The sequence below is a fragment of the Variovorax sp. EL159 genome, assembly GCF_900100965.1.
Classification (GTDB): domain Bacteria; phylum Pseudomonadota; class Gammaproteobacteria; order Burkholderiales; family Burkholderiaceae_C; genus Variovorax.
On record NZ_FMUJ01000004.1, the window covers coordinates 573,248 to 595,526 of the forward strand.

Annotated in this window: 24 protein-coding genes and 1 pseudogene; 7 read left to right on the forward strand and 18 right to left on the reverse strand. The window is 58.3% G+C overall.

Annotation, left to right across the window (positions count from 1 at the left end):
* Positions 1-40 precede the first annotated feature (40 nt).
* The 8 genes from BLQ28_RS19790 to BLQ28_RS19825 form a co-directional block, all read right to left on the reverse strand.
* Positions 41-1,015, reverse strand: coding sequence for a proline racemase family protein (locus BLQ28_RS19790; RefSeq protein WP_218121946.1), 975 nt, complete (start codon positions 1,013-1,015; stop codon positions 41-43).
* 38 nt (positions 1,016-1,053) lie between these two features.
* Entirely contained in the window at positions 1,054-1,944 is an 891-nt protein-coding gene (locus BLQ28_RS19795; RefSeq protein WP_093242929.1) for a transporter substrate-binding domain-containing protein, read from the reverse strand.
* A 46-nt stretch (positions 1,945-1,990) separates the two neighbouring features.
* A complete protein-coding gene (locus tag BLQ28_RS19800) occupies positions 1,991-2,677 on the reverse strand; it encodes an ABC transporter permease subunit (protein WP_371126689.1) in 687 nt (228 codons plus the stop codon).
* Positions 2,674-3,420: an amino acid ABC transporter permease gene (locus BLQ28_RS19805; RefSeq protein WP_093242931.1), complete on the reverse strand. Its 747-nt coding sequence runs from the start codon at positions 3,418-3,420 to the stop codon at positions 2,674-2,676. The genes BLQ28_RS19800 and BLQ28_RS19805 overlap by 4 nt, the downstream gene beginning before the upstream one ends.
* Positions 3,421-3,521: 101 nt before the next feature.
* A complete protein-coding gene (locus BLQ28_RS19810) occupies positions 3,522-4,256 on the reverse strand; it encodes an amino acid ABC transporter ATP-binding protein (RefSeq protein ID WP_093242933.1) in 735 nt (244 codons plus the stop codon).
* Positions 4,257-4,294: 38 nt separating this feature from the next.
* Complete coding sequence (locus BLQ28_RS19815) at positions 4,295-5,503, reverse strand: pyridoxal phosphate-dependent aminotransferase (RefSeq protein ID WP_093242935.1); 1,209 nt, start codon at positions 5,501-5,503, stop codon at positions 4,295-4,297.
* Between the two features lie 47 nt (positions 5,504-5,550).
* Complete coding sequence (locus tag BLQ28_RS19820) at positions 5,551-6,255, reverse strand: ribonuclease activity regulator RraA (RefSeq protein WP_176801178.1); 705 nt, start codon at positions 6,253-6,255, stop codon at positions 5,551-5,553.
* 9 nt (positions 6,256-6,264) lie between these two features.
* Positions 6,265-7,050 (reverse strand): SDR family oxidoreductase, encoded by a 786-nt coding sequence (locus BLQ28_RS19825; RefSeq protein ID WP_093242939.1) that lies wholly within the window; start codon positions 7,048-7,050, stop codon positions 6,265-6,267.
* A 143-nt stretch (positions 7,051-7,193) separates the two neighbouring features.
* On the opposite strand from BLQ28_RS19825, the gene BLQ28_RS19830 reads away from it, so the two are divergent.
* Entirely contained in the window at positions 7,194-8,216 is a 1,023-nt protein-coding gene (locus BLQ28_RS19830; RefSeq protein ID WP_093242941.1) for a LysR family transcriptional regulator, read from the forward strand.
* Positions 8,217-8,266: 50 nt separating this feature from the next.
* On the opposite strand, the pseudogene BLQ28_RS33325 reads toward BLQ28_RS19830, so the two are convergent.
* The 5 genes and pseudogenes from BLQ28_RS33325 to BLQ28_RS19850 all read right to left on the reverse strand — a co-directional run.
* Positions 8,267-8,494, reverse strand: a pseudogene (locus BLQ28_RS33325) (hypothetical protein); the annotation flags it as partial.
* Positions 8,495-8,511: 17 nt separating this feature from the next.
* Positions 8,512-8,952, reverse strand: coding sequence for a helix-turn-helix transcriptional regulator (locus BLQ28_RS19835; protein WP_093242943.1), 441 nt, complete (start codon positions 8,950-8,952; stop codon positions 8,512-8,514).
* Between the two features lie 184 nt (positions 8,953-9,136).
* Positions 9,137-11,038, reverse strand: coding sequence for an AAA family ATPase (locus tag BLQ28_RS19840; protein WP_093242945.1), 1,902 nt, complete (start codon positions 11,036-11,038; stop codon positions 9,137-9,139).
* Entirely contained in the window at positions 11,035-11,541 is a 507-nt protein-coding gene (locus BLQ28_RS19845) for an ABC-three component system middle component 2 (RefSeq protein ID WP_093242947.1), read from the reverse strand. Before BLQ28_RS19845 ends, BLQ28_RS19840 begins: the two co-directional genes overlap by 4 nt.
* Positions 11,529-12,692: an ABC-three component system protein gene (locus BLQ28_RS19850; RefSeq protein ID WP_256327373.1), complete on the reverse strand. Its 1,164-nt coding sequence runs from the start codon at positions 12,690-12,692 to the stop codon at positions 11,529-11,531. The genes BLQ28_RS19845 and BLQ28_RS19850 overlap by 13 nt, the downstream gene beginning before the upstream one ends.
* 550 nt (positions 12,693-13,242) lie before the next feature.
* Here BLQ28_RS19850 and BLQ28_RS19855 point away from each other — a divergent pair.
* From BLQ28_RS19855 to BLQ28_RS19875, 6 genes are all read left to right on the forward strand, one after another.
* A complete protein-coding gene (locus BLQ28_RS19855; protein ID WP_093242951.1) occupies positions 13,243-13,875 on the forward strand; it encodes a DUF2026 family protein in 633 nt (210 codons plus the stop codon).
* A 118-nt stretch (positions 13,876-13,993) separates the two neighbouring features.
* Complete coding sequence (locus BLQ28_RS19860) at positions 13,994-15,358, forward strand: AbiJ-related protein (protein ID WP_093242954.1); 1,365 nt, start codon at positions 13,994-13,996, stop codon at positions 15,356-15,358.
* Positions 15,359-15,592: 234 nt separating this feature from the next.
* On the forward strand, positions 15,593-16,150 hold the full coding sequence (locus BLQ28_RS32695) for a hypothetical protein (protein ID WP_143012521.1): 558 nt from the start codon (positions 15,593-15,595) through the stop codon (positions 16,148-16,150).
* A 50-nt stretch (positions 16,151-16,200) separates the two neighbouring features.
* Positions 16,201-16,788, forward strand: a complete 588-nt coding sequence (locus tag BLQ28_RS19865; protein WP_143012522.1) for a hypothetical protein — start codon at positions 16,201-16,203, stop codon at positions 16,786-16,788.
* Between the two features lie 167 nt (positions 16,789-16,955).
* Entirely contained in the window at positions 16,956-17,768 is an 813-nt protein-coding gene (locus BLQ28_RS19870; RefSeq protein WP_143012523.1) for an HNH endonuclease signature motif containing protein, read from the forward strand.
* A gap of 100 nt (positions 17,769-17,868) precedes the next feature.
* Positions 17,869-18,351 (forward strand): GIY-YIG nuclease family protein, encoded by a 483-nt coding sequence (locus BLQ28_RS19875; RefSeq protein WP_093242961.1) that lies wholly within the window; start codon positions 17,869-17,871, stop codon positions 18,349-18,351.
* 49 nt (positions 18,352-18,400) lie between these two features.
* On the opposite strand, the gene BLQ28_RS19880 is transcribed toward BLQ28_RS19875, so the two are convergent.
* The 5 genes from BLQ28_RS19880 to BLQ28_RS19905 all read right to left on the reverse strand — a co-directional run bounded on the left by BLQ28_RS19880 (position 18,401) and on the right by BLQ28_RS19905 (position 22,269).
* The gene (locus BLQ28_RS19880) at positions 18,401-19,246 is read right to left on the reverse strand and encodes a metallophosphoesterase (RefSeq protein ID WP_093242963.1); all 846 of its coding nucleotides are present in this window, start codon (positions 19,244-19,246) and stop codon (positions 18,401-18,403) included.
* Complete coding sequence (locus BLQ28_RS19885; RefSeq protein WP_093242965.1) at positions 19,243-19,695, reverse strand: HAD domain-containing protein; 453 nt, start codon at positions 19,693-19,695, stop codon at positions 19,243-19,245. The genes BLQ28_RS19880 and BLQ28_RS19885 overlap by 4 nt, the downstream gene beginning before the upstream one ends.
* Positions 19,696-19,726: 31 nt before the next feature.
* Positions 19,727-20,671: a metallophosphoesterase gene (locus BLQ28_RS19890; RefSeq protein WP_093242967.1), complete on the reverse strand. Its 945-nt coding sequence runs from the start codon at positions 20,669-20,671 to the stop codon at positions 19,727-19,729.
* Positions 20,672-20,690: 19 nt separating this feature from the next.
* Positions 20,691-21,197 carry an HAD domain-containing protein gene (locus tag BLQ28_RS19895; protein ID WP_093242969.1) on the reverse strand — a complete coding sequence of 169 codons (507 nt, stop codon included), beginning with the start codon at positions 21,195-21,197 and terminating at the stop codon, positions 20,691-20,693.
* A 238-nt stretch (positions 21,198-21,435) separates the two neighbouring features.
* Positions 21,436-22,269: a metallophosphoesterase gene (locus BLQ28_RS19905; protein WP_093242973.1), complete on the reverse strand. Its 834-nt coding sequence runs from the start codon at positions 22,267-22,269 to the stop codon at positions 21,436-21,438.
* Positions 22,270-22,279: the final 10 nt, after the last annotated feature.

Below are 22,279 nucleotides of genomic sequence, written 5' to 3' on the forward strand. Positions count from 1 at the left end.
GAAGGTTTCGCGTGATTGCATCGGCGGTGGAGCGCCGCGCTCAAAGCTGAAAACCCCGCGGAAAGATGTCGGAGGAATCGAGCATGAATTCCGAAGTCCCGACAATCCATGCACGTCCGGTGATCTGGGGAATAACGGCCGGGATTCCATCCACGGTGGCAACGCCTATCAATCTCCCCTCGAACCGAGATCTGATGAGTGACTCGCAGACGAGCGGCTCGTCCAATCCAAGCTCGCCTCTCGCGTGCGCCAGGGCCATTCGCACAGACGTGCCGGTCCCGCACGGAGAACGGTCAAAGTATCTTGGCTCCTTCACCATGAGGTTGCGCGCCGGCCGGGGTCCGACGGGAGCCTCGGTGAAGAGCGATGACCGCAAGGCCCCAAGGTCGACGCCCGCCGGTGACTGGAACGGCACCTGCTCGCGCGTTGCGGCAACGATCTGGAGTCCGAGATCGATGAAGCGATTCAGGTTCTCCGGCTCGATGCGCATCCCCAGTTGCGCCACGTCGACCATCGCATACACATTGCCGCCGTATGCCAGGTCGACGGTGATGTCTCCGAAGCCCTGCACCTGCACGCGCGCGTCGCGCGCCAAAATATAGGTGGGAACGTTGGTGAAGGTCACATCGAGCGCCTTGCGCCCTTCCACACGGACCTTCGTCACAATCAGGCCGGCGGCTGTGTCCAACCGGACCTCGGTGAAGGGCGCCCTGGCCTCCACCAATCCACGCTCGACGAGCATGGTAACCAGGCCGATCGTTCCATGACCGCACATCGGCCAGAATCCGCCTCCGCTCATGTAGATCACGCCGAAATCGGCGTCCGCACGGGCCGGCGGCGTGAGGATCGCGTACATCATCGGGCCGTGGCCTCGAGGTTCGCTCACGAGGAGATCGCGCACCCATTCGAGATTTCCCCTGGCCCACGCGAGCCGCTCGGCCATCGAATTGCCAGGAATGGGCGGCAAGCCTTCGACCACGACACGCAGAGGCATGCCCTCGGCATGCGTGTCCACGGTCTTTACATATACGGGTGCAAACATCTAGTGGTCTTTCATTGGAATGCGCGATCGTTGGGGCTTGCGAACGCCTCGCGCAACTGATCGGACAGCGGGAAATTCAAGTTGATGCCCTTGGGGGGTATCGGGGACATGAACCACTTCTTGTACAGTTCTGTCGCCTTGCCCGAGGTCATGAAGGGGGTAAGCGTCTCGTTCACGAAGGCGCGAAACTGCGGATCATCCTTGCGCATTACCAGTGCGTAGGCTTCGAAGGACTGGGGTTTTCCAACGACTTCGTAGTCCTTGGCATTCGGGGACTTGGCGAGCTGCCCGTAGAGGAGCGCGTCGTCGATGAAAAAGCCCGCAGCCCTTCCGGTCTCCAGCGTGAGAAACGACTCGGCATGGTCCTTGGCGCTGATGATGTTCATGCGCATGTTGTTCTTACTGTTCATCTCGCGCAGGATCTGCTCGGGCGTCGTACCTTGGGTCGTTACGACGTTCTTCCCGATGAGATCCGTAAATTCGCGGACGCCCGAATTCTTTTTCACGAGCAATCGTGTGCCAATGACGAACGTGGTGTTGGAGAACGCCACCTGCTTCTGGCGAGCCAGATTGTTCGTGGTCGATCCGCATTCAAGGTCCACGGTTCCATTGCTGATCAACGGCAGCCGGCTCAGCGGTGTCGTCGGAACCTCCTTCACAACCAGATTAGGAAGGTTCAACTTCTGCTTCAGCGCTGCGACCACAAGCCCGCACAACTCGGCGGAGTAGCCGATGATCTTCTGGTTGTCGTCGTAGTACGAGAACGGAACTGCGGATTCGCGGACTCCGAGTGTGAAGACCCCGCTTTTCTTGACCTTTTCCAGTGTCCCGCCCTCCTGTGCAACCGCGGAACCCGCGAGCAGGGACGCAAACAGGATCAGCGAAGGAATAGTGAGCTTCATGGTGATTTCCGGCGTTTGATTGAAGAGATTAGGTCTGCTAGACCGCCTATGACTTCGCGCTGCTTCTTTGCAGAGCCTTGACCCCTGCGGAAGCAAGCAAAGAAATGATGAGATAGACACTTCCCGCGAAAAGAATCATGCCCACCGTCGTGCTGTCACGATCAGCAATGTTTTTCGACGTACGGAAGAAATCGGCGAGCCCGATGACATACACCAAGGAGGTGTCCTGAAACAGGGCGACGCCCTGTGTCAGAAGAGCTGGAACCGTGGCGCGCATCGCCTGTGGGAGCACGATGAGGCGCATGGCCTTGAGATAAGACATGCCCAGCGCCTGCGCCGCGTTGAGCTGGCCGCGCGGGACTGCCTGAATGCCGGCGCGGATGATCTCGGCGAAGTACGCGGCTTCGAAAAGGCAAAAAGCCACCATAGCCGAGACCAGCCGGATATCTGTGCGAGGGGAGAGATCGAAGACGCTTTGAATCAGCTGCGGAACCATCAGGAAAAACCACAGCAGCACCATCACGAGTGGAACGGATCGCATGACCGTCACGTAAGTGTGCGCAAACAAGGCAATGGGCTTAAACGATGAGAGCCGCATGACCGCAAGTACTGCGCCCCACGCGATACCGACGCCCACAGCAACTGCGGTGATCTTGAGCGTCACCACCATTCCCGTTGCCAGCGCGGGCAGCGAGTTGGACAACGCCTGAAGGAAGTCGAGGATGACCATCATTTGCCTCCGATATAGCCGGGAAGCCGCAACGATTTCTCGAGGAAGCGCATGGAGAACATGACGATCATGTTGATCGTCACGTAGATCAGCGTGGCTACGATGAACGACTCATAGGGATGCGCCGTGTATTCGCTCACCTGCTGAGACTGAGCGGAGAGATCGAGCAATCCGATCGTGGAGGCGACGGCCGAGTTCTTGAACACATTGACGAACTCGGAACTCAGTGGTGGGATGGCCACCCGGAACGCGACGGGCAGCAGCACATAGCGGTAGGCCTGGGAGAGCGTCAAACCCATCGCGAGCGCGGCGGCGCGCTGGCCGCGCGGCAGGGTGCCGATGCCCGAGCGAACGTGCTCGCATACGCGGGCCCCCATGTACAGGCCGATGCAAAGCACGGAGGCGGTCAACATCTGCGTGTTGGAGGGCAGTTCCTTGAACCAGGTGCCGAGGCCCGCTGGCACGACTTCCGGCATGACGAAGTACCACGCGAAGAGCTGCACGATGACCGGCACATTGCGGAACACCGCGACGTACACGGTTCCGATGGACGTGAGCCATTTGTTCGGGACCGTACGCAGGATCCCCATCAGAGTGCCGATGGCGAGTGCGATCACGATCGCCAAAAGGCCGAGAACCACGGTGTTGTAGAGGCCGGCAAGAAGCCAGTCGAGATAGTTCGACGGCTCGCCCGTGGAGACGGGCTCCAGAAAGACGCTCCAATTCCATGAATAGGTCTGAGACATAGATCGCCTAGGTGTCCTGCTGTTGCCTGCGCTGTCACATGTAAGGTGCCGTCAACGCCGCACCCTTGAACCGATCGGAGAAGCCTCCCGCGTAGCCATGATCAGTGATGGAGGATTCTGGAGAGGAACAGCTTTGCCCGCTCCGTGCGACCTTCACTGTTGCCGAAGAACTCTTCCGACGGCGTGTCTTCGAGAATCCTGCCTTCGTCCATGAAAATGACCCGGTCGGCCACGCTGCGAGCGAAGCCCATTTCATGGGTTACGCAAATCATCGTCGTCCCCTCGCTCGCGAGCTGCACCATGACGTCCAGCACCTCGCTCACCATTTCGGGGTCGAGTGCCGACGTCGGCTCATCGAAGAGCATGCAGATCGGCCCCATTGACAGCGCGCGTGCGATTGCGGCGCGCTGCTGCTGGCCACCAGACAGCTGGGCGGGATATTTGTATGCATGGCTCTTGAGTCCGACACGCTCGAGCAGCGCGAGTCCCGTTGCCGCCGCCTCATCCTTGCTGCGGCCCAGCACCTTGATCTGCGCAATGGACAAGTTCTCGATGATGGAAAGATGCGGAAAGAGCTCGAAGTTCTGGAAGACCATCCCTACTTGCGAGCGAAGCTTGGACATGTCGGTCTTGCGGTCACCCACGGATATGCCATTGACCGTGATGCTGCCTTGATTGATGGGCTCCAACCCGTTGATGGTCTTGATGAGGGTGGATTTGCCCGAACCTGAAGGTCCGCACACCACCACGACCTCACCTTTTTCCACCCGTGTCGTACAGTCGGTTAGAACTTTGAAGACACCGTATTGCTTCGATACGTGGTTGATGTCGATCATGATGGTCCTGCGTGGAGCGAGAGGGTGATGTGGTCGGGTCAGGACATCGCGAGTTCGTCGCAAGCAAGCAGGATGCGGCGGCATGCCTTCTCAAGCACCTGCATCGGTGCAGCGAACGACAGCCGGATCGCCGGCGACCCGCCGTACGCAGCGCCGTGCACCGTCGCGACGAGATGCTCCTCGAGCAGGTGTGTCGCAAGATCCTCGTCCGACTCGATGCGTCGTCCCTTCTTCGTCGTGGTCCCCATGAGTCCTTGGCACGACACATACACAAAGAATGCGCCTTGCGGGATGGGGCACTGAAGTCCCTTTCCTTTTTGCAGCATGGAGACGACCAGATCCCTTCTTGCCTGGTACTGCTGCAGCCATTCGCCGAAAAAGGCTCTGGTGCCGTTCAGTGCGGCTAGCGCGGCAGCCTGGGTCACCGAGGACGGGTTGCCACTCGTCTGGGATTGAAGCGTGCCGATGGCCTTGATCAACGCAGCAGGGCCGCCGGCATAGCCCAGTCTCCACCCCGTCATCGAGAACGACTTGGAAACCGCGTTGACCGTGACCGTCCGATGCGCGAGTTGCGGATTGGCCTGGGCGAACGATGTGAACCTCGTGCCGTCGAACACGAGGTATTCGTAGACGTCGTCGGTCAATATATGGACGTCAGGAAACTCGGCAAGCACGCGGCCGAGGGCCTGGAGTTCCGCCTCCGTGTAGACGGCCCCTGTCGGGTTGCTTGGGGAATTGATGAGCAGCCACTTCGTTCGTGGCGTGATGGCTTGCCGAAGCTGCACAGGGCTGATCTTGTACCCTTGCTCAGGTGTCGCCAGAACGAATACGGGCGTGCCTCCGTTGAAACGAACGATGTCCGGATACGAAACCCAGTAAGGCGCCGGGATGATGACCTCGTCTCCCTCGTTCACGGTGCAGGTCAGTACATTGAACAGAACCTGCTTTGCACCTGCGCCAACGGTGATCTCGTTCGGCGCGTATGCCAGCCCGTTCTCTCGCCTGAATTTGTCGCTGATGGCCTGTTTCAGTGCGGCAGTTCCGTCGACTGCGGTGTACTTGGTCTCGCCCCCGAGCATCGCCGCATGAGCTGCTTCGATGATGTGAGGCGGTGTCGAGAAATCGGGTTCGCCTGCAGTCAGGTTGCACACGTCCTTGCCCGAGGCGATCAAGTCTCGTGCGCGCCCCAGTGCCACCAGGCTGGGAGAAGGGGCGATACGATCAAGTCGATCCGCGAGGAAGCTCATGGGAAAAGTCCTTGCTCCGTAGTGGAATAGCGGATGTCCAGCGCGCTTCAGCGCGCCTGGAGCGAACGCCGATAGCGCTCTTCGTTTTCTTGGTTCATCGGGTACAACCCCGTCAGCGGCTGCCCACCCTGAACTTCTTGCAGGATCCACGCTTCCAGCAACTCTTGCTCTGCCGCGATCTCGGCGACTTCCTCCACCATCGTCACTGGAATCACGATGGCGCCATCGTCATCGGCCACGATGACGTCTCCCGGGAAGATCGCGACGCCACCACAGGAGATCGGCTGATCCCACCCAACGAATGCGAGTTGCGCAACGGCCGGAGGTGCGGCAATGCCGCTGCACCAGACCGGCAATTCGCTGGAGATGACGCCGACACGATCCCGAACCACGCCATCACTGATGAGTCCCTTGACGCCACGAGCCCGCATGCGGGCGCACAGGATGTCGCCGAAGATGCCAGCGTCCGTGCGTCCCAGCGCATCGGCAATCGCGATGCATCCGGGGGGCATGCTTTCAACGGCGGCGCGGGTCGAAGTGGGAGAAGACCACGCCGCGGGCGTGTTGATGTCTTCACGGCCGGAGATGAATCTCATGGTGAACGCAGGTCCCGCGACTCTCGGCTGGCCTGCGACAAGAGGCGTACTGCCGCGGATCCAGACGTTGCGAATCCCCTTCTTGAAAAGCACCGTGGTCAGAGTAGCCGTCGTGGCACTCGCCAGCTTGGCCAACACTCGATCGTCGTACACCATATTCATCCTTTAGATGCTCGGGATCAGCCCACCGTCCACCCGGACAATGGAACCTGTGACATAAGAGGCCTGCGAGCTGGCGAGGAACGATGCGACGTTTGCATACTCTTCCGGTGTTCCATATCGACCAGTGGGAATGCTTGCAACGCTTTCAGCGGCCACTTCCTCGACCGACCGCCCCTCGCGCCTGGCTTTTTCGGCATCGAGAAACTGGATGCGGCCTGTCGCGATACGGCCTGGAACGATCATGTTCACCGTGATGCCATGTGACGCTACTTCGCGAGCGAGTGTTTTCGACCAGCCCACCAGTGCGCTTCGCAGGGAGTTCGACAAGCCCAGATTGGGAATCGGCGCAATCACGCCCGACGACGCGCTGGTGATCACCCGTCCCCACTGCTTCGAGCGCATGCCGGCAAGCACCTTGTCCGTGATGGCGATCACGGGCTGGACCATCTTTCCGAAGTTGAAAGCCCAGACGTCCTGGTCGATGCCGGAGATCGGCGACGGCGATGGGCCGCCGGTGTTGTTCACCAGGATGTCGATGGGCCCCACGTGCTTGGTGATGACCGCCAAATTTGCATCGATCGCACGCAGGTCCGTGATGTCCCAGACATGCGAGAAAACACCATGGCCGAATTCGCTCAACCGCTTGGCGACGGCGTCGAGCTCGGTTGCATTGATGTCCGCGATGGCAACGTTGCAACCCTCGCGGCCCAGCGACTGAGCGATGGCGGAGCCCAGGCCACCAGCGCCGCCGAGTACCAGTGCCGTCTTTCCATTGATCCCGAAGTCCATCTTGTTTCCCCAAGTTTTCTGCACCAGAGGAGCCGGATGTTAGGAAGCGATTCGACTTTCCACAATGGAATTGTTTTCGATATAAACATTCCAAAAAGGAAAATAATGGACGCAAGTGCAACCGTGTTTCGAAATGCAGTAAGTTGCAAAACTGGAATGTCGGATGCGTTTCAGTTGCCCTTTTGGCAAATTCCGCTATAGAGTCGAGCATTACCTTTTCGGGTCAGCCTGTGGTCACTCTGAAGCAGTTGGAAGCATTCTTCTGGGCGATCGAACTGGGGAGCCTCGAGGAGGCCGCCAGCCGGCTTCACACCACACAGTCCGCGATTTCAAAGCGCGTGCAGGAACTTGAATCCGCGCTCGGCATTCCGCTGTTCGATCGCAGCAAGCGGCGTGTCCATGCCACGGCGTACGGGCAGGAGATCCTCCCGCTCATCGCCGAGATGCTGAATCTGCGAACTCGCCTGATTGATATTGCGACCGCGAAAGAGCATCCGCCACGTACCCTTCGGCTGGGAGTGACAGACCTTACCGCTCTGACCTGGCTCCCACAGTTGATACAGCGCGTTCGATCAAGCCATCCGCATGTCACGCTTGAGCCGATCGTCGATACGAGTACGCTACTAGTGGAACGGCTTCGATCTGCGCAGCTTGACCTCGTTGTGGTTCCTGACGCGTTTCGCGAACCACAGTTTGATACCGTGCCACTGGACTCCGTCGAGTACGCGTGGATGTGCAGCCCGAGCTACCTGCCTGAGCAGACCAGCATGAAGCTCCAGGAGCTTCAGAACTTCACCATCATCAGCCAACTCCATGGTTCGGGTCTGGGCCAGATCATGAAACGTTGGTTGTCGGAAAACCAAGTGAGTACGGAAGGCGGACTCTCAAGCAGTAACCTCACGGCGATTGCCTCGCTCACACTTTCAGGGATGGGAATCAGCTACCTTCCCAGGAAAATCTTCGATGACGTTGTCCAATCGGGTCAGCTTCAAATCATCAAGACTACGCCGGCGATACCACGCATCCCCTACGCGCTGATGTACCGAAAAGGCGCCGCAGATGAGCTTCTGCGCTTCGTAACGTCTGTCGTGACGGATACATGCGACTTCGCACGGATGCTACCCGGCTACTTTACGACCAGCGTGCCGCGATCTTCGACCCGCTGAGGACAACGGCAGCTGTTACATGCCTCGGTGTGTGGGGCGGGCCACCGATTGCGCCGCCGTTTCCGGGATTTGGTGGCCTCGAGCGCAAGCCAGGTCGCGAGTTTCTCGGCGTAGGGATCGAGCTTTCTTGAGCTCATCCGCTTGGCATACCGCGGCGCTTCTTCGCCCGCTCTCAGGTACTTCTGTAACGTGTTGCGAGACAGGCCTGTACACCTTGCAATCTCGCGGATGGATATCCTGGCCTCGAGTCGCGGGCAATCGTGCGCGCGAACCCTCATATTGCAGTGGCATTGCGCTATTGCGTGGCAAGGCGTTCCGCAATCTCACGCGCACTGAGATCTCGGATCGACGCAAGCTTTTCAAGCTGCGCCACCCGCGGACGCGCCTTGCCTTGTTCCCAGTAATAAATCGTTTGCCCGGACACGCCAACCAGTTGTCCATAGATCGCCGCGGACAACCCGAGCTTGGCCCGGTGTGCCGCCAACCTGGTTGCGCTGAATCGGCGCTTCGTGCTCGTTGTCGCCCCATCATCCGAGCCAGGCCCTGCGGCAGGGCGCGTCACGCCCTTCGCAACACGGCGCAATTCCTTCTCGAGCGCATTCACTTGGCGACGTAGCTCAGCAATTGACGCGCGATGCGCGATGGATGCTTTCTTGAGCGTTTCGATCTCAGCGCGCACTTCTTTGCGAGCAACACGGGAGATCTCGGTTTTGAAGATCGAGGCGATATTTGGCATGGGCACATTGTGCCGTCTCGTTGCAACACCTACCCGTTGCTCGCCAGCGCCGAGCCCCCACCAATAGCCAAGAGATCAGGAAACCACAGAGCGGCAGCTACCGCCCATGCCAGAGCGTGATTGCTGACGCCTTTAAGGCTCCTGAAATTTCTTTTCCAGCAGTTCAAGCTCCGAAACATACGCCTCAGACAAGGAGCCCTGTATCGGAGCCACCAGTGGCAGGGGGAACAAAGGGAAACAAGCCGTAGCGACCACTGTGAGGGTTCTTGCCGAACATCTGCACCTGCTCAAGCGCCGCAATTGCTGTTGGAGGATCAGAATTCTCCACAACGATTACTTGTCGGTCCGTTGGGAGCGATTGAAGATAACTGTAAAACTGCTCATTCAAGTCCGTACCAGTTAGATCATCTTCCTTCCCGTCAGGCTTGCGATATGCGAGAAGCGGTGAATCAAGAATGACGAACCCTGGATGCGGCGTACCGTTTTCCCTGCAGTAGTCGAGCAGCCCAAGCGTAAAGGCCGCATGGGTAACGGCCCGCAGGCCTTTTCCTCGCGCAGTGCGTTGTTTACCTGCGATGACAAGGTCACGTGACTTGGCATCGAAGTGAACAGGTCCGACGTCGGGGAAATGCCACGCCTTGAGGATTGCTTCCACGGACTGCGCGAAGCCCTCCGCCACAGCAGTCGGAATGTCGCCTTGAATCGGTGTACTCGCCCCACGCTCTTCTTGGGCATTTTCCAGTTCGGCGCGGCGGCGCTCCATGTCTTGGACCGTTGCATACAAGGCGATCGCCTGTCGGACTTCGCCGCGTTTGTCCGCGAACTCAGAATAGGATGCCCGGAGCTTTGCAAGCTTCGACGAAATGAGGCCATCGACTTGACCGGAGATCTCCTTCAGTTCAGCGACCACTGTAGGCATACGGCGATCAAAGCTTGCCCCCTCCCTGTGTAGCTCTCTGATCGTGTTTGCGAGCTCACCACGCAACAACTCAATCTTGGATATTTCCTTTCGAGCGGCATCGACAATCGCGTCGACATTGCCGTCGCATTCCTCATCGACATGATGATGCGCAGGGTCCGCTCCGCAGAGCGGACAACGAGACGATCCTAAGATTCCAAAAAGAGTTCCACCTTCTTCGATCGCTCTTAGCCGTTCAATATCGGAGTTGTAGTGCCTATCCAGCAAGCTGAACCGCGCCAGAAGCGTCCCGACTTCGTTCCGACGATCTCTGCTTTCTTCGAGCTTCTTGCGAAGTTCGCGGCGACGACCCGCAGCCTCTTGGAACGCTGCTTCTGTGGACTCCAGTTGAACTGCATGCTGGCTGAGTGACGAGTCGATTTTTCGAAGCTGATCTTCTAGTTCTCTTGGGCTCTTCGTCAGCTCTTTCAGCTGGTCGCGATAGTCATCCAGGAGCTGATCCAGAAGCTGCATTTGCGCTTCGCGTGATAGTTCTTCGGGCTCCTGTGGCGCATTTGGAACAAGCGCGGAATCATCCACGCCAGTCAACAGCAACTTGAACGTCGCAGTGTTGGGCGTATTTGCGGTTGGGTTCCCATCATGTAAGGGCGAACGCTGCTGTGTGATCTCTGTTTCAGTGACGATCATCAGCCGCGCGACATTGCGAAAGCTGAGGCTATTGGTTTCGCCACGCACGTTCTTTCGAACGCGCTTTCCCGCCAAGCCACATTGCTGCAGCAAGAACATCGAAAGGTTGCTCTCGCTCTTCTCACTGTGCTTCTCGGCGAGGAGCTTGGGTTGAACCTCGATGCCTGGCGGAGCGTCGTATCGCTCTTCGTACAGATTGAAGCTACCGCCATCGATGCTGCGCACCAGCGTGAACGCTTGCCCCTGCAGGTTTTCAATTCCAAGTAGAACTTGGTTGTACCCGGTGCGTTCAGGAATCTCACGTAGCGCTAGGTTACCCCCCATCATGAAGTCGAGGGCTTCGACGATGAAGGATTTTCCGGTGTCCGATGCCCCATAGAGAACATTTAGCCCCGGACCGAAGGCGATGCTGGAAGGGGGCTTCTGCGGCCCAAAGAAAGCCAGTCGACGTACTTGGAATCCGGGCGAAATTGTGCTCACACGCCTCCTCCAAAGCTACGCTCGACGCTTTGAAATTCCTCGACCCACTCGTCAAAAAACTTGCGCATGACTGCCCGAAACTGTTGATCCGCGTAGCCGCCGAATGATTCGACAAGCCATGCTGCCCGCTCCTTGAGCGAGACCAGATAGGTTGTGGTCAGTGATGCCAGAAACGGTGCGGCGTTTTCGCCTGCACTGTATTTGAAGCCTTCATCTGAAATCTCCCGCACAACCAAGTCACGCGTCATCATGAGGAGAAGCGCTTCTTCGACCAGCTTGCGCCGAACGAGCAATTCGGCAGAGTGCAGCGGCGACGGTGGATGCAAGCTCTCAGGCCCGCCAACGTCCCCTGTGTGAACAAGAAGGTAGTCGAATGCAACGAGTCGTTGCAGATCAAAAGTCTGAGGATAGGCCGCGCCAAGAGTCGCCACTGCACGCATTCCGGCCTCGAGAGGACCATTGAACGTCACGGGATTCCGCTCCTGCTTCATCAGGTGGACCATTTCAGTCGATCCTCATTGGCAAGTTGATGGCAGACGCCATCGCGGTCCTTCGGATTCGAACAAGAGATCAGCGGATTCGCAGTGATCTGCAGTTCACGTGCTGCCTTGGTGACCTCGCATACACGGACGTAGCCATCAGCATGACTGGCATCGTGTATGTCAACAACACCGTTGTAGATGTCGTCCTGAAAAGCTTCGAACGTGCCTGCCGGTACGGAGTCACGGGCAAAGACGCGAAGCGCTTCGGCCTGATAGAAGGCTTCACGCTGGCGAATGAAATGACCGTTCAATTTCGGCCAGGTCTTCAGCGTGCCGGGATCGGAAACTGGCGCCTTCGTGTGATCAGCATAGGCGTCGAGCAGATGCGACACGTATTTGCTCTCTCCGGGAGCAATCATTGAGGGCGCCGAAGATCCTACGGGACGTGGCGGTAGCCCCCCGCCGAACCGAGCGGTATGTACAGGGGTTTCCCGATGATCCTCAATCAGTTCGAGAGCCGTCTTCGCGTCAAAGATCGAAAAATCGAAGGCTTGTACATACGCGAGAAGTTCACCCTCAAGCGATATCTCTTGTGTGCTGGTGATTGCTGCGCGAATGCGCTTTTCCCAGTTCGCTATTACCTCAGCCTTCAACTTCGTAGCATCGCTCAAGAGGGCCAACAGCTTGGTTCCCGCTCCTTTCGGAGCTACAAAGAAGTAATGTCGAGGAACGCGGTAAGCCTTGTTGAACGAATACCAGATGATCTTGCCGAATTCGGCCCAAACATCGCTTGGCCTAAGCGCGTGGTCATAGTGTTTACACTGGTAGTTGTCCCACACACCCTGAAGCTTCTGGGCATCGACAAACCCCGCCACATCGATACCGCGATCTCCTGCCCCCGTAAAGCGTTGTACTTGGACGTAGCGCTTCTTCAAACAGTAGTGCGCCCACTCGTGCACAAAGTCCTCCCACGGGTCTGGTGAATACAGAAGCAACTGCTGCTGCGGTGGAATGAGAGGTCCATGGGTGATGCCCGTAGCCGTGGTCTGCACGGGAGACGGTGCCGGAGCCAGTATGTCCGTCAAACTGCCGGTCATACGGAACGTGTTGTAGCCAGAGGCACGAATACCACGATAGCGGTCTGAGCGTTGGTTCTTTGCCTCGATGGGCAAGCGAGACTTTGGGCCTCGGTGGGGTTTATGGATGCATTCTTGGTCTCAACTACAGCACGAGCGCGTCTGCGGTGGTCAAAAAGCATGCGGGTCTGGATAGGGGCTGGGAGGGCATACCCGAGGCGGATCGCATTGGTACTGGGAGTCACTCCGCCCTGCTCCTTCAGTCGAGCGAAAATTTTGACGTGGGAGAGCGCTTCATTCGGTTCCAGCATCAGTCTCCCGCCTCCGGTAGTTGTGTAAACGTTGTCATCCAGTAGTTCTTCTTTTCCCGCCCGCTATTGCAGAGCTACATCTGACCCCAGGGGCCAACGGCGTGTTGTAAAGCGGGTACGTACATTCCATGGGTCCGTACTTCAATTTTCCCACTAGGCCGCCCCCACCTCGCCGTGAACGCGCGCTCGGAGCGAGACGATAGTCGACCAGGCGAACGTGCACAAGCCTCCTCCTTACGGTTTGTCAAAGTGTCCCGTCTAGGCAGTTAAGACGGACTGCAGCGGCGAACGCACGCTCCGCGCAACTGGGGCAGGGCAAACAGTAACATCACGCAATGCCCAACCGCCCAATCCTTCCGTTCGATGACTACCAGCGTATCTACCAGGTGATCTACAGCGTGCTGCAGGCATCTGGCGTAGCGAACACGCCTCGCGCCTGCTTCTTTTTCACCGTCGTCGGTGTACTTCTGCTACGGGACCACTATCGGATGCCGGCGACAATTTCAGCAGGAGCCGTTGCGATGATGGTCGATGATCGCACCTCTACGATCGCCGTGTACGGCCGGCAGTCCGACGGACTACTCACCAGCGACCTTGAGGCCTTTCACGCTTGGGTCGAGTGCGAGGGTTGGGTAATCGACTTCATGGCACCCATCATGGGTGAAGCCATGCGAGAAGACGGCTTCACGATGAAATTGCCTCGACGCATGCTTCAAAAGCCACTCTCAACTATCAAGCACTCGCCCAGCGAGATCGAGCGTGAGGGAGATATCTGCTTAAGTCACAACCGCGAGCTCACGGAAGCGCTCACCGATGGCCTTTCCACGAGCGCAACAGATCTCATCAAAGTCTGCGAGGCCTGGTTTCGGCGCCCACCACGGTTACTAAAGCCGATGGAGATGGGAGACAGTCACGGCCCTACAAAGAAGCTGATCTTGAGGGCGCCAACAATCGAAGGAGTTTGGTAGAAACGCATCCTCGCCCGGTGTGTTATCGATGGAAGAATCGGCCGTTGAGATCTCTTTCAGATCGAGCGCTTCGCGAATCGCGGACTCCTCACTCCCACTCGTTTGAGATTAATCGTTAATGGACTTTTCTTCCCTACGGGCCCTGCTGCGGCCTTTTGTTGGTGAGTTGAAGGACAACTGCACGAACACGACGATGCCGGAGTACTGCATCCAGTTGGGGCTGCCCACACCACCAGAGGAGCCCGACAAGCGCAGTCGCCTTCATGGAGCGTTCGATGCTCTGTCCAACAGTGCCATACCTGGGTTCGCGCAGCGCCTAATCGACCTTCGCATGCTACAGCCTGAACTGCGCAATCGGGTCCAGGATTTGCTTTGGGTGGACAGCTCGATCATAGAAATTCCTAAGCGCAGCCGACGCGAGCTTGCTCGAGAGCTGCAGGCCTTCGAGTTGTTTCATCATTGGGAAAACTTCCGTCAGCTGATTCAAGACGTCTTCGTTCTTGAAAACAACCTGCGAGCGGTCTTGATGGGGTGGTCAGGCGGCATCTTGGATGAAGTGCACAAGCATTTCGTGAGGAATCCAGAGGACGCCGACGTTGAAGCGCTGTTTGACAACTTGAAGGCATTCGATCTTTCCGACAAACGATTTACTCTTTTTCTAGAAGGGCTCGTCTCCGCCGACGTGCAGGTAGATACCGAGGCCCAAGTCATCATCGTTGCTGCAGCGAACCGAGTGCTGCTCAAATGTGGCGCTGAATTGCGTCAGACCGGGGAGGCCGGTGGCTACCCTGTATTTAGCGTTGTCGCGTTGCGAAGCGCGCGAGGACGACCAAAGAACCTTATCTTTGCCTCGATCAATCAGAAACCCGACATCAGACTTCGCGATGCAGTCAACAACGACATCGAAATCGTGTCGAACCCCGACGATGTCTTGGTCTATGACCGACCGCTCGGAGCCGGCGGCTTATCTTGGCGAGAGCTGCAGAACTGGTGGACAGAGACGATGGGGGAGTTCGATTCCGACCGCGCAAAGAAGAGCCTGTATCGGCGCCTTGTTGAAAGCCTACCAATTTCGTCACCACCGCAGCGGCGCTTGTTCGAATCGTATTTTCGGGAATTTGGTTCGGCGATACCCATCTTGCCGGCCTTATTACCAGAAGTTTGGCTTCACTGGGATCCGAAAACCGTTGAGCAGCGCGGAGCCCACGCGCTATTAACACACCGCATGGACTTCTTGATGCTATTACCCGCAGGCGGGCGCGTGGTCATAGAAGTCGACGGTGTGCAGCACTACGCCCAGTCCGATGGCCAAGCGGACCCACGCTTGTATGCCCATCTGGCGGCCGGCGAGCGCGAACTGAAGCTCGCGGGCTACGAGGTGTACCGCTTCGGAGGTGCAGAGCTTCAGCCTTCCAACGTGGCAGAGGTTGCCAAGTCCTTTTTCCATGCGCTTTTCAAACGCCACGGCATCGCTTGGCACTGAATAAGGTCTTAGTTCAGGGTGCATCCGCGCTCGGCCTTTGAAAATGAAATCACCAAGAGAGTTCAGGCAGCGTCGCGCTGCTCAACAGCGAAGTGCTCAGATTGAGCGGCCCCTACATTGCGAACAGCTCGTTTCCTGGAATACGGGGGCAAGATCGGCCACGAATATCTCGCCAACGTATCATGGTGTTCACACGCTATTGCCGACCAAACGTTGTCGTCAGGAGGAGAGCTCATGGCCCAGATTGCTTGTCTTGGGTGGGGATCGCTGATTTGGGATCGGCGCGGCCTTCCCATTCAATCGGACTGGTTGGATGATGGACCGCTTGTTGCTGTTGACTTCTTACGGCAATCAAAGGATGGTCGGATGACGCTCGTGTTGGATAGCTCTGCCATGTCGGTCCGTTCTCTGTGGGCAAGGATGATTACGACAGATCTGACGCAAGCACGTGAGGACCTGCGCATCCGCGAGAGAGTACCCGTGTCTACAGCTGGAAAATACATCGGAAGCTGGTCGCTTGGCGAACAGTTTCCATCGACCATCACTGACTTAGAGGCATGGGCGCAAAGCCAAAACCTCCAGCATGTGATCTGGACCGCGTTGCCCGCAAAGTTCGGTGGGATTGAAACAACGCCGTCTTCAGACGTTGTGCTTGACTACCTTCACAAGCTGACAGGCCCCGCACGAGACGAGGCGGAGCGCTATGTACGGCGAGCCCCACGCCAGATCGACACTCAGTTGCGTCAACGGATCGATTCGGAACTGAATTGGACTGCAACCGATGCTTGGTAAGCATACAAGGCGAATGTTGATGTCGTTGATGACTGGGCTTGGGAGCATGTATGTCGTGGGATGAAGCGGCGCCGACTTATCGACCCTGCCCATGCGGAGCGGGAAGATATGCAGTCATCTCGCGATTCGACGACTGGAATCGCTCTGATGAGCGCTGGGAGATGCATTGCCCCGCTTGCGCCACGAAATACGACCTGTATGTCCGTAACTACACCGAGCGCAAAGGCATGGCGGCGACATTTCGTGGCTGGGCCTTGCGCAACCTCTTGGGTGAACTCGCCGCTGCCGGTGCGAAGCTTAATGACGCCAAACAGAGCCTGGCCACCTTTGCCAGCGCACAGTTCGGTGACCACTGGCAGGCCTACTTCGCGGGAAAAACAAAAAAGGCCATCTGGAGCGAACTTACCGAAAGTGGAAAGTGCTACCCCAGCTTGAAGACCTTCTACACCCAGACCCGCAAGTCCGGCTTGGAGCATATTCTGACGGAATACTTCAGCTACCAGGGACTTCCCAAGGTTGTTCGCATTCTCGGCTTGTCACCTCAGTCGGAATTGGCTAGGCAGTTAGAGGAAACCGAGCACCTGGAGAGCGAGTTGAAAGAGATGGATGGCAACGTGCGCGAACATGCGCTTGGCTGAGCGCCGCACCGCGAAGTGCTCACTACTCATTCGTCAACCTGGACTCCTTCACCGAGGGTGCGATCCGATCAACTGCGGACCTGGAGCTTGCGGTCAGCAACGTCGAAAATCCGATTGCGAGTATCTACGACTGACGGATTTAGCATCCCGACTCCATACAGAGAGCGATGGAAATAATCTCGAGAGGTTTTGCTGTGACCGCCCCAACTCTTCCTGCGCTGAAGGCCCTGTTCGCCAAATCGCGAAACCTTTGCGCGTTCCCGGGCTGCGCTGCCCCCGTTGTAGAGGAATCGGGAACTGTGACCGCAGAGATTTGCCACATACGAGCGCTCAATACTGGCGGGCCGCGCTACGAAAAATCTCAATCACCGGAAAAGCGCAACGCCGCGTCCAATCTCATCCTCATGTGCGGCCGGCATCACAAGATCATCGACACAGAAACCCGCAAGTACACCGCTGACGTACTTCTTGCGATGAAGCTGCAGCACGAAGAGAGAGGAGTGACGGAGATTTCTCCACAGGTTACCCGCGTGGCCGAGCAACTCTTGGCCAACTACACCCGCATCTCTGTCGTGAACAACAAGGGAAACATTGCCATCCACAGTCCCGGGGCGGTTCAGGCCAACACCATCAACTTCACCACCACCCGGCAGAAGGTTTCGGTAGCTCCGCCGGCGGGGACCATCGGCGCATCGGCATCCATGTCGTCTTACTGTTCCTACCTGATCGACAGGTATCAACAGTATCAAAAGGGCGATCCCACTGGTAAAACCGACTTCAAGTACCAAGCCATCCATCTGGCCTTGAAGCGCCAATTCAAGGGGCCTTGGAAACTCCTGGATGAAGCATTCTTTACTGACCTCGTTGCCTTTCTGCAGGCCCGGATTGACGCAACGTTCATCGGTCGCCTAAACAGATCCAAAGGCATTCGGAACTATCACTCGTTCGACGAGATGCCTCGAAAACCCGGGATGAGCTAGCTGAGCACTGAGGCAAGGATCTTGCAAGAATGTCTGTCCGACAACGAGGCTTCGGCGACAGCCGTTCCACAACCTGCAACACGACCTTGTCCAACGCCCTATGGGACTATCCATTGCAAAGAATGTTCTGTACTACATCTACGTGCTTCGAGTCGAAGGGGGCCGTTGGTACGTCGGCTCGACCCTAAACTTCGAACGAAGGGTGCGCAGCCATTTTGGGAGAGGCGGAGCTGTGGCAACCAAAGAGCTACGAGCGCTGGCGATCGAGGAAGTATTCGAGCTTCGCGACTATCAGATTCGTACGGACTGTGCTCACGAGCGAGCAGAGGTAATCATTGCTCAACGTTACGCGCAGGCGTATGGAATGCACTCGGTTCGTGGTGCAAAGCATGGAAAAGGGGGGGACGACCTGCCATCCCCAGGAAACCTGCGGGACATTGAGCGCTACAACAAGTTTGCAGGCACCGAACAGGGGATTCAGCTTCTGGCTGTTCTGCGCAAAGTGGATCCTCTCGAGCTCTTGCCCAACAAGCTCGATGGTGCGCTGAAACAGCTTGCTCCCAAGGTGGAAATAAGCCTGTAGCGCTCGCAGCAAGTAACGTTCCATGTGGGACTGGAGAGAATAGAGAGTTTCACCAGTTGTTGCCTCCGATGGGTGACTCCAGATTGATGACCAGACAAGGATCGAACGCCTTGTTCTCGATCCTGCCGCTCCAGTTCACGTAGCCGCGCGGATTGCTCACGACTCGGCAAGAGCGAACTCGATAGTCGAACTGCTGATGTGTGTGTCCGTGGACCCAGAGCACGGGCACATCAAAGAATGCATCCGGAAGCTCGGTGACGAAGGCGCCTGAGGCCCAATCATCGGCGTAGCGCTGCGCGAGTGAGCCGCGATGGGGCGCATGGTGCGTCACAACCACCGTCTGTCCAGCGAACGGTTCCGAAAGCTTGTCGCGCAGCCAGGCTCGCTGCGCCTGGTGAATCCGCAGCGTGTCTTGTGCCTGGAGTTTTCGTCCTTGTTTGAAGCGCCAGGTATCAGGTTCTGCCGACTCGTCAGGTGCCCGGATCAGCGTGTAATCGTTCAGCAGATTGGTCGCCGTCTTCATGGCACGGGCCGAGTCACGGATCAGCCCTTCGGGTGTCTCGATGGCGAGCGCGAAATCGGTCCACAGCGTCGCGCCGAGGAACCGTACGGCGCCGATCACCAGTTCGTCACCGTCGAGCAGATGGACATTGCTGCCGTCGGCCGCGCGGCGTGCTTCGGCCAGCGTCGTGTCCAACCGACCGTCGTAGTACTCGTGGTTGCCCAGCAGATATACCACGGGCCTGCCTCGAAAGCGATCCGCCGCCCACTGGACGGCGCGCTTGGCCGGGGAATGAATGTCACCAGCGAGAATGGCGACATCGAATTCGAGATCGGGTGCCGGCTCGAACGGCGCGAATTCAAGGTGAAGGTCTGAAAGGATCAACACTTTCATTGGATCGCTCCTTCGAAGCGCGCGCGAAGCTCGGCACTGGCCTTGTCGTCGAAGCCAGTGAACGAGCCGCACACCACCAGATGGTCCTTGCAGAGACCGAATTGCCAGTAGGCGTCGTCGAGTGCGACCCAGGGCTCGTCGGTCGCATCGTGAAGCTGGAGCCAGGCAAGGATTTCTCCTTCTCGCTTCTTGTACGGAGGGGGAAGCCCAAAGCCCGAATGAGGCGTGGCCCCAAGAATCCGGGCCCGGATGTCGCTGGAGAACGGTTTCAGCAGAGTCTTGTAGAGAAGCTGTTCGCGCCAGGATGAGCTGATCACGATGTTCACATGCGGGAACTCGCGCAGCAACGTCTCCAGGCGTGGCAGGAAGCAGAAGTCGGCGCCGCCGTTGAGGACGTGATCTTCCCCCTCTGGGTGCAGCACGCCGTCGAAGTCGAGGAACAGGATCACCCTGAACCTCTCAAGCCGTTCCTATCGCGCCTCATACGACGCCGCCGTGCTGGATGGCATTGAGCATCAATCGGACCTTTTCCGAGTCGCCTCCAACAGCGAACGCTGCGGGCGTCTGGCCGTCGAGCAGCTCATGAGGTTTGTCCAGCCAGGTTCGGGCCTCTGCGCCAAAGACCTGGGTAGCGAGATCCAACAAGTCTTGTGGAAGACCATCCGACTCAAGCCGCCCCTGCGAGTGCAGCGGCCATGCCAGGTGCGAGCCCATGTCGACCCCGAAGGCACGGAAAGGCGCCGCGGCGGTCATCAGGCCCTCGCCGAGATAGTCGATGTTCTGATGGTGGTGGCCATGGACCACCAGTTCGACGCCAAGCTTTTCGGCGAGCTCGTTGATCACCTGCCAGCCGTGCGGGTGAACCGCCGGCGCCTCGTGCGTCACCAGAATGTCGGCAGATGGGTGCCTGAGCAGCTGTTGGTAGTCGGCCGGGAAGATGGAGGACCGGTGCTTGCGGGAGATGCCGTCGCGCCACCGTTCCTCGCGCTTCATGGTGCGGCGCATGGCGTCGCTCGACTGGAAGGCGGCCTTCTCGATCGGCTGCCGCGGATCCCAGATCTTGCTGCGAAAGATCCCGCCCAGGGCTGCGACCTTGTACCCGGCGATCTCGACGATGCGCCCGTGCAGGTTGCGGTCGGCGAGCTCTGATCCCCACAGGTTATCGTAGTCGGCATCGGAGTCCGTGTCGTGGTTCCCGTGGATGAACCAGATCTCGGTGAGATCCAGGATCGGCCTTAGCTCGACGTGCAGAGGCCGGCGCGCCTGGATGTCGCCTAGCAGCACGGTCGCCTCTGGCCGAAGGCGCTCGACCGCGGCGATCACCGGATCGAGATCGCCGTGCGGGTCGCCGAAGAACATGAGCTTGGGCTTCGACTGGTTGTACTCGGATCGCGCATGGAGGTCCGACGAGAAGAGCGAGTTCATTTCATATGCCGATGGCGATTCATCGTTCAGCCGCGAACCGCAGGAAGTGCGAGCGCAGCTCCTGGAAGCTGTCCTGGTCGAATGCCTGTTTGGGATCGGTGAGCACGAGCCGCGCGAAGCCCGCTTCAAAGCTCTCAGGCCAATCGTCGAGCGCGACCCACTCTGCGACACGGCGGCCATTCCCATCGAGCCAGGCCTGGATTTCCAACTGGCGACGGTAGTGGACGGTCGCATTGGGGTCGATCTGCGGTGTCGCGCCGATGATCCTATGCCGAATGTCAGCACTGAAGTAGCGCTGCAGCTGCTCGATGCTTTCGGCCAGCCGCCAATCCGAGGAAATGACGACATCGACAGACTCGAATTCCCGAAGGAGCGCTTCCAGCCGCGGCAAATGGCTGAAAAACCTGCTGCTGAACGAGTAGTCCACGCCGACAGGATGAAGAACACCATCGATATCTAGGAACAGCAGTTCGCTGGAGTCCCCTGTGCGGCCAAGGGCATCATGGCGCGACGTCGCTTCCGCCATGGATAGATGGCAAGTGCAAGACGTCGTCATCCAACAAACCCCGCTTGGAAGGACTCAAGGAGATTGAGCACATCGGCAACTCGCCCCTCGGCTACCAGCGACCCGGCGGTCCTGTTGTCAAACGGCGCGAGTGGCTCGTTCCTGTACCAGAGGATGGCCGCCTCGGGGTCCGCGCCCGAGACCACAGTCGCGGCAGCCAACACTTGCTGGATCGTGCGGGTAGATGGCTGGATGTCACTCATAGCTCGACCACAAGCTCGGGGTTGAACTGCTTGTTCTCCTGGTCGCGGCCATGCCGCAAGTACCCCCGGGGGTTGCACACCACCCGGCAGTTGCCGGCTTCGTAGTCGAGGCTCGCGTGGACGTGGCCGTGAACCCAGAGCGAGGGCACATCGAAGAAGAAGCTTGGGAGCTCGCTCACAAAGGATGCGGACAGCCAGTCGGACTGGTAGTGCGGCGCGAGAGAATTCCGATGCGGGGCGTGGTGGGTCACGACCACAGTCGGGCCGTCGAAGGGCTCGGCCAACTTCTGGGCCAGCCAGGCGCGGTCACTCTGATGGAGCGTTCGCGTGTCTTCGGGTAGCAGGCGGCGCTTTTTTGACTTGGCTGATGCCGCGGGTGCGTCGGAGGACTCCTGCACCTCGGCCCATCGGATCGATGAGTAGTCGTTGAGATGGACTTTGGCCGCCTTCATGGCCAGCTCGGTGTCTACCAGCAACCCCGTCTTGGTCTGGATCGGCAGTTCGAAGTCCGTCCACAGCGTGCAACCCAAAAACCGGACGTCGGCGATCACAGCCTCGCCGGGCGCCAGGAGGTGCACGTTGCACGATCTCGCGGTGAGCGCCATTTCCTTGAGCGAGGTCTGCAGAATGCCCTCAAAGAATTCGTGATTGCCCGGGACAAAAATGATCGGGACCGTCCCTCCGAAGTTCTCCGCCTGCCGGGCCCAGCGCAAGGCCCTGGAGCCGGGCACGGAGATGTCCCCGGCAAGGATCACGACGTCGTAGTCGACCTTCGGGACGAGAAAGGTGCCGTACTCGAGGTGAAGGTCTGAAAGGATGAGCAGCTTCACATCGGTAGGC